This window comes from Roseicyclus sp. (assembly GCF_052168335.1).
GTDB lineage: Bacteria > Pseudomonadota > Alphaproteobacteria > Rhodobacterales > Rhodobacteraceae > Roseibacterium.
On sequence record NZ_JBQLZP010000154.1, the window covers coordinates 1 to 7,466 of the forward strand.

7 protein-coding genes and 1 tRNA gene are annotated in these 7,466 nt (G+C 69.2%); all 8 read left to right on the forward strand.

The window, feature by feature from the left end:
- On the forward strand, positions 1–647 hold a 647-nt coding region (sufC, locus tag ACTS11_RS04815; protein WP_442639209.1), incomplete at its 5' end, for a Fe-S cluster assembly ATPase SufC.
- Positions 647–1,951, forward strand: coding sequence for a SufB/SufD family protein (locus ACTS11_RS04820; protein ID WP_442639210.1), 1,305 nt, complete (start codon positions 647–649; stop codon positions 1,949–1,951). The genes sufC and ACTS11_RS04820, both read left to right, overlap by 1 nt.
- A gap of 3 nt (positions 1,952–1,954) precedes the next feature.
- On the forward strand, positions 1,955–2,464 hold the full coding sequence (locus tag ACTS11_RS04825; RefSeq protein WP_442639211.1) for a YIP1 family protein: 510 nt from the start codon (positions 1,955–1,957) through the stop codon (positions 2,462–2,464).
- Positions 2,461–3,060, forward strand: coding sequence for a Yip1 family protein (locus tag ACTS11_RS04830; protein ID WP_442639212.1), 600 nt, complete (start codon positions 2,461–2,463; stop codon positions 3,058–3,060). Before ACTS11_RS04825 ends, ACTS11_RS04830 begins: the two co-directional genes overlap by 4 nt.
- Before the next feature lie 53 nt (positions 3,061–3,113).
- Positions 3,114–4,334 (forward strand): cysteine desulfurase, encoded by a 1,221-nt coding sequence (locus tag ACTS11_RS04835; RefSeq protein WP_442639213.1) that lies wholly within the window; start codon positions 3,114–3,116, stop codon positions 4,332–4,334.
- Positions 4,335–4,397: 63 nt separating this feature from the next.
- Positions 4,398–4,474 (forward strand) — tRNA-Arg (locus tag ACTS11_RS04840).
- A gap of 187 nt (positions 4,475–4,661) precedes the next feature.
- Positions 4,662–7,040 (forward strand): glycogen/starch/alpha-glucan phosphorylase, encoded by a 2,379-nt coding sequence (locus tag ACTS11_RS04845; RefSeq protein ID WP_442639214.1) that lies wholly within the window; start codon positions 4,662–4,664, stop codon positions 7,038–7,040.
- A 117-nt stretch (positions 7,041–7,157) separates the two neighbouring features.
- On the forward strand, positions 7,158–7,466 hold a 309-nt coding region (locus tag ACTS11_RS04850; protein WP_442639215.1), incomplete at its 3' end, for a sugar phosphate nucleotidyltransferase.

The following is a 7,466-nucleotide window of genomic DNA, read 5'->3' on the forward strand; positions in this document are numbered from 1 at the left end:
CGAACGGCTCGGGCAAGTCGACGCTGTCCTACGTCCTCTCGGGCCGCGACGGCTACGAGGTGACGGGCGGCGAGGCGACGCTGATGGGGCAGGACCTCCTCGGCATGGAGCCGGAGGAGCGCGCGGCGGCCGGTCTCTTCCTCGCCTTCCAGTATCCCGTCGAGATCCCGGGCGTCGGCAACATGACCTTCCTCAGGACCGCGCTCAACGCGCAGCGCAAGGCGCGCGGCGAGGAGGAGGTCAGCGCCGGCGATTTCCTCAAGCTGATCCGGGCGAAGGCCAAGGAACTCGACATCGACGCCGACATGCTGAAGCGCCCGGTGAACGTGGGCTTTTCGGGCGGCGAGAAGAAGCGCAACGAGATCCTGCAGATGGCACTGCTGGAGCCGAAGATGTGCATCCTGGACGAGACGGATTCCGGCCTCGACGTGGACGCGATGCGGCTCGTCGCGCAAGGCGTGAACGCGCTGCGGTCCGAGGGGCGCGGCTTCCTCGTCATCACGCACTACCAGCGGCTTCTCGACCACATCGTGCCGGACGTCGTCCACATCATGTCGGATGGCCGCATCGTGAAGACCGGCGGGCCGGAGCTGGCGCTCGAGGTCGAGAAGAACGGCTATGCCGACATCCTCGCGGAGGTGGCGTGATGGCTCTGGCGCAGGCGAAGGCCGACCTGACCGAGGCGCGGATCGCCGCGCTGTCGCTGCCGGGGGACGAAGCCCACTGGGCGGCCGAGGCGCGCCGGGGCGCGCTGTCGCGGCTCAGGGAGTACGGGCTGCCGACGCGGCGCGACGAATACTGGAAGTTCACCGACCCCGCGTCGCTCACGCAGGAGGGCGCGCCGCGCGCCGCGCTCTTCGACGGGGGGGACGAGGTGCCGCTCTTCGCGTCGATCGAGCGCCTCAGGATCGTGTTCGTCGACGGCGTCTTCGACCCCGCGCAGTCCGACGACCTGTCGCAGGAGGGCCTCGAGATCGAGCGCCTGCCGCAGGCGGCCTCGCGCGACATCCACTGGGCGCGCGACCTCTACGGCGTGCTCGAGGCGCGCGGGCAGGACCCGGTGCGCCGACCGCTCGCCGCCCTCAACACGGCCTTCGCCACGGATGGCCTCGTGATCCGGACGACGGGCCGCGTGTCGAAGCCGGTGAGCCTGATCTATCTCCACAAGTCGGAAACGTCCGACGCGATGCTCCATCACCTCGTGAAGGTCGAGACGGGCGCCGAGCTGACCGTGCTCGAGAACGGGCCGGCGGCCGCGCGATTCAACAAGTGCATGGAGGTCGAGGTCGCGAGCGGCGGCACCTTCCACCATGTCCGCGCGCAGGGCCGCGACCACGAGCGGCGGGCGGCGACGCACGTGTTCGCGCGGCTCGGCGAGGGGTCGGTCTACAAGTCCTTCACCCTGACGGCCAACGGCGTGCTCACGCGCAACGAGCACGTGATCGAGTTCACCGGCGACGACGCCGTGGCGCATGTCGCGGGCGCGGCGATGGGCGACGGCAAGCGCGGCGCGTTCCACCACGACGACACCGTGTTCATCACCCACGGCGCCGAACGCTGCGAGAGCCGGCAGGTCTTCAAGAAGGTGCTGCGGAACGGCGCCGAGGGCGTCTTCCAGGGCAAGATCCTGGTGAAGCCGGGCGCGCAGAAGACCGACGGCTACCAGATCAGCCAGGCGCTGCTGCTCGACGAGGATTCGTCGTTCCAGGCCAAGCCCGAGCTCGAGATCTACGCCGATGACGTGCAGTGCTCGCACGGCTCGACCACCGGCGCGATCGACGAGACGGCGCTCTACTACCTGCGCTCGCGGGGCGTTCCGGCCTCGGAGGCGACGGACCTCCTGGTGCTCGCCTTCATCGCCGAGGCCATCGACGAGATCGAGGACGAGCGGCTGCGCGACGACATCCGCACGCGGCTCGAGCAGTGGCTGGCCCGGAGGCGGCAGGCATAAGGCATGAGCGTCTCGCGCGACATCGTTGCGACGTGGCGGCGGCCGCGCGAGGTCATGCGGCGCCTGCTCGCGCAGGGCCGGCGCGAGGACCGCGCGCTCGCCTTCCTGATCGGCGCCTGCTTCCTGATCTTCGTGGCGCAGTGGCCGCGCATCAGCCGCGAGGCCTATTTCGCGGCCGAGGGCGACGCGCCGCTCCAGGCGCGGCTGGCGATCACCTTCTTCGCCATGCTGATGATCTGGCCGCTCATGGCCTATGCGCTCGGCGCGCTGACGCATCTCGTGGCAAGGCTCGTCGGCGGGCGCGGCACCTGGTATTCCGCGCGCCTCGCGCTGTTCTGGGCGCTGCTGGCCAGCACGCCCGCCTGGCTCCTCCATGGACTCGTCGCGGGGTTCATCGGGCCGGGTCCCGCGCAGAACCTGGTGGGCGCGCTCCTGCTCTTGGCCTTCCTCGCGATATGGGGCATCTGTCTCGGGGAGGCCGAGCGCGGCCCCGAGGCGGAGACGGCGCCATGACGGACATCGCGACACTCGGCTCGCTCCTGCGACTGGCGCGGGACACGGTCGCCAACCCGCGCGAGGGGGCGACGACCGTGCTCAGCTTCGCGCCGCGCCGCCAGGCGCTGTGGCTGATGTTCGCGCTGGTGGTCGTGGCCTCGCTCATGATGGGCGAGATCGTGGCGCTGGTGACGGTCCTGCCCGCCGACGGGCCGATGACCGGGCCCTTCGTGCAGTCGCCGCTGGCGCTCGGGCTGATCCAGGCGGCGTTCCTCTTCCTGATGATCCACGCGATCTACCACGTCGGGCGCTTTTTCGGCGGCAGCGGCAGCCTCGAGGAGGCCGCGCTCCTCGTCATCTGGCTCCAGTTCATCTTCATCTGCGTGCAGGTGATCCAGATCGTCGCCATCCTCGTCCTGCCGCCGCTGGCGGGCATCATCACGATCCTCGCCGTCGCGCTGTTCTTCTGGCTGCTCGTCAACTTCATCGCCGTCCTGCATGGCTTCACCTCGCTTGGGCTCGTCTTCGTGGTGACGCTTCTCGGGGCCTTCGGGATGCTCGTGTTCCTCAGCCTCGTGCTGGCGTCGCTCGGCGTCGTGGTGCCGACCGCGTGAGCGGGCTGTCTTCCGTTTCCCATCCGCGCCCGAAACCGGGCGAAGGAGCAAACATGTACGACATCGACGCGATCCGCTCCGACTTTCCGATCCTGTCCCGGCAGGTGAACGGCAAGCCGCTGGTCTACCTCGACAACGGCGCCTCGGCGCAGAAGCCGCAGGTGGTGATCGACGCGATCACGCAGGCCTATTCCATGGAATACGCCAACGTCCACCGGGGGTTGCACTACCTGTCCAACCTCGCGACCGAGAACTACGAGGCCGTGCGCGGCAAGATCGCCCGCTTCCTCGGCGTCCGGGACGAGCGCGAGATCGTCTTCACGTCCGGAACGACCGAGGGGATCAACCTCGTGGCCTATGGCTGGGCCATGCCGCGGATGCAGGCGGGCGACGAGATCGTCCTGACGGTCGCCGAGCACCACGCCAACATCGTGCCCTGGCACTTCCTGCGCGAGCGGCAGGGCGTCGTGCTGAAATGGGTCGAGGTGGACCGGAACGGCGATCTCGATCCGCAGGCGGTCATCGACGCGATCGGGCCCCGGACGAAGCTCGTCGCGATGAGCCACATGTCGAACGTGCTCGGCACCGTCTTCGACGTGAAGCCGGTGATCGACGCGGCGCACGAGCGGGGGGCGGCGGTGCTGGTCGACGGCAGCCAGGCGGCCGTCCACATGAAGCTCGACCTCGACGCGCTCGGGGCCGACTTCTACCCGGTCACGGGGCACAAGCTCTACGGCCCCTCGGGCTCGGGCGCGATCCACATCCGTGCCGAGCGCATGGCCGAGATGCGCCCCTTCATGGGCGGCGGCGACATGATCCGCGAGGTCCACCGCGACGAGATCACCTGGAACGACCCGCCGATGAAGTTCGAGGCCGGCACCCCCGGCATCGTCCAGCAGATCGGCCTCGGTGCCGCGCTCGACTATCTCGAGGGCGTCGGGATGGAGAACATCGCCGCCCACGAGAAGCGCCTGACCGAGTATGCGCGCGCCCAGCTCTCCGGCCTCAACTGGCTGAGCGTGCAAGGCAATTCCGCGCGGAAGGGGGCGATCTTCTCGTTCACGATGCAGGGCGCGGCCCATGCCCACGACATCTCGACGGTGCTCGACAAGAAGGGCGTCGCGGTGCGCGCGGGCCACCACTGCGCCCAGCCGCTGATGGAGCACCTGGGCGTCACGGCCACCTGCCGCGCGAGCTTCGGGATGTACAACACGGAGGCCGAGGTGGACGCGCTCGTCGACGCGCTCCAGCTCTGCCACGAGCTCTTCGCCTGAGGTCGGCCCGCCTCATTTCCGATTGCGGGCCCGTCCCCCCGCCGGTATAGGAACCCTCGCGCTGCACCCGTAGCTCAGCTGGATAGAGCGCTGCCCTCCGAAGGCAGAGGCCAGAGGTTCGAATCCTCTCGGGTGCGCCATTCTCCGCGAAACGGTCTTGGCTCTGGTCCTCGACGCTGCCGGGCGGCGGAACCGGCGGAGGGGCGGCAAGGTCCCGCCCGATGCACAAGTTTGTCCCCTTGTAAGCCAAATGTTGTCTTGAAACACGCCATAGTGTCGCCGAGAACGCGCACCTAGGCTTTCCCAGTCCGTCCGAGGCAAGGACCCATGCACGACACGACCCGCAGCGGCACCCCCGACATGCAGGCCTCGATCCTGCACCACCTGCACTACACGGTGGGCAAGGACGCCGGCCACGCCACCGTCTACGACTGGCGGATGGCGCTGTCCCACGCCATCCGGGACCGCATCGTCGACGTCTGGTTCTCCTCGACGAACCGCGCCTATGCGGCGGGCGCCAAGCGCGTCTACTACCTGTCGATGGAGTTCCTGATCGGCCGCCTGCTCGAGGACGGGCTGGTCAACCTCCGGATGCTCGACGCCGCCTGCGAGGCGCTCGACCGTTTCGGTCTCGATCCCGTGGCGGTGATCGCGGACGAGCCGGACGCCGCGCTCGGCAACGGCGGGCTCGGGCGGCTGGCGGCCTGTTTCCTCGAATCGATGTCGAGCCTGGGGGTTCCGGCCCACGGCTACGGCATCCGCTACGAGCACGGCCTCTTCCAGCAGCGCATCGTCGAGGGGCGGCAGGCGGAACTGCCGGAGACCTGGCTGCAGGAGCCGCACGCCTGGGAGTTCGAGCGCCCCGAGACGCGCTATCGCATCGGCTTCGGCGGGCAGGCGCGCGACGGCGCCTGGGAGCCGGGGGAGGCGGTGATCGCCGCCGCCTACGACACGCCCGTCGTGGGCTGGAACGGCGTCTGGGCCAACACGCTGCGGCTCTGGTCGGCGCGGTCGGTCCGCGGCTTCGATCTCGACAGCTTCAACCGGGGCGATTTCGTCGGCGCCGCCGCCCCCGAGGAGACCGCGCGCACGATCAGCCGGGTGCTCTATCCCAACGACACGACCGATATCGGCAAGGAACTCCGCCTGAAGCAGGAGTATTTCTTCACCGCCGCGTCGCTCTCGGACATCCTGCGCCGCTTCGAGGCGGAGCATGGCGATCTCGCGAAGCTGCCCGCCAAGGTCGCGATCCAGCTCAACGACACGCACCCCGCGATTGCCGGGCCCGAGCTGGTGCGCCTTCTCCACGACGAGCGCGGCATGGGCTTCGAGGAGGCGGTGGCGACGGCGCGCGCGACGCTCGGCTACACCAACCACACGCTGCTGCCCGAGGCGCTGGAGCGCTGGTCCGAGGGGCTCTTCGGCCGTCTGCTGCCGCGGCATCTCGAGCTCATCGACCGGATAGACCAGGCGCACCGCGCGGCGTATCCCGGCAGCTCCGTCCGCATCCACGACGCGGGCACGGTGAACATGGGCGAGCTCAGCTTCGTCATGGCGCACAAGGTCAACGGGGTCTCGGCGCTGCATACCGAGCTGATGAAGAAGTCGGTCTTCGCCGAACTGAACCGCCTGCATCCCGACCGGATCGTCAGCCAGACCAACGGCGTGACGCCGCGCCGCTGGCTCCTTTCCTGCAACCCGCGCCTGGCGGGGCTGATCACCGCGCGCATCGGCGAGGGCTGGGTCGCCGATCTCGAGCGGCTGTCGGAGCTCGAGAGCCATGTGGACGACCCGACATTCCTCGAGTCCTACGCCGAGGCCAAGCAGGCCAACAAGGTCGACCTCGCCAACTGGATCGGCGCGCGGCACGGCATCGCGCTGGACCCGGCGATGATGTTCGACGTGCAGATCAAGCGCCTGCACGAGTACAAGCGCCAGCATCTCAACATCCTCGAGGCCGTCGCCCTCTGGCAGGCGATGCGCGCCGACCCCAAGGCCGACTGGACGCCGCGGGTCAAGATCTTCGCGGGCAAGGCCGCGCCGGGCTACTTCTTCGCCAAGGACATCATCCGCCTGATCAACGACGTGGCCGAGGTGGTGAACGCCGATCCGCTGACGCGCGAGCGGCTGAAGGTGGTGTTCCTGCCCAACTACAACGTCAGTCTGGCCGAGCGGCTGATCCCGGCCTCGGACCTCTCCGAGCAGATCTCGACCGCGGGCAAGGAGGCCTCGGGCACGGGCAACATGAAGTTCGCCCTGAACGGCGCGCCCACCATCGGCACGCTCGACGGAGCGAACGTCGAGATCCGCGAGCATGTCGGTGCCGAGAACTTCTTCCTCTTCGGCATGACCGCCGAGGAGGCCGAGGCGCGGCGCAAGCTGCCGGGCCACGCGCAGCGCGCCATCGCCGCCGACCCGCGGCTTGCCGCCGCGATCGAAGCGGTGCGCGCGGGCGTCTTCTCGCCCGAGGAGCCGGGCCGCTACGCCCATGTTGCCGACAACATCGCCAATCACGACTACTTCCTCGTGGCCTCGGACTTCACCGATTACTGGCGCGCGCAGCGCGAGGTGGACGCCGTCTACCGCGACCGGGACGCCTGGACGCGGATGGCGGCCTTCAACACGGTGCGCTCGGGCTGGTTCTCCTCGGACCGCACGATCCGCGGCTACCTGAAGGACATCTGGGGGGCGGCGCCGCTCATCTGAGCGGCACACCCCGTCCCGCCCCATGGCGGATGTTGCACTTGGGCCCGGATCGCCTAGGCTCGGGCCGAGGTGGAGGGCCGCGTCCCGCGCGGCCGGAGGGAGACCAGGGGGGACCAGATGGTGGACAGCTCGTCGCAACTCATGCGCAACACGATGGCCTTCGTCCTCGCCGGGGGGCGGGGCAGCCGTCTGAAGGAACTGACCGACAAGCGCGCGAAACCCGCCGTCTACTTCGGCGGCAAGGCGCGGATCATCGACTTCGCGCTGTCGAACGCGCTGAACTCCGGCGTCCGCAAGATGGCGGTGGCGACCCAGTACAAGGCGCATTCGCTGATCCGCCACTGCCAGCGCGGCTGGAACTTCTTCCGCGCCGAGAGGAACGAGTATCTCGACATCCTGCCCGCGAGCCAGCGCGTGGACGAGCAC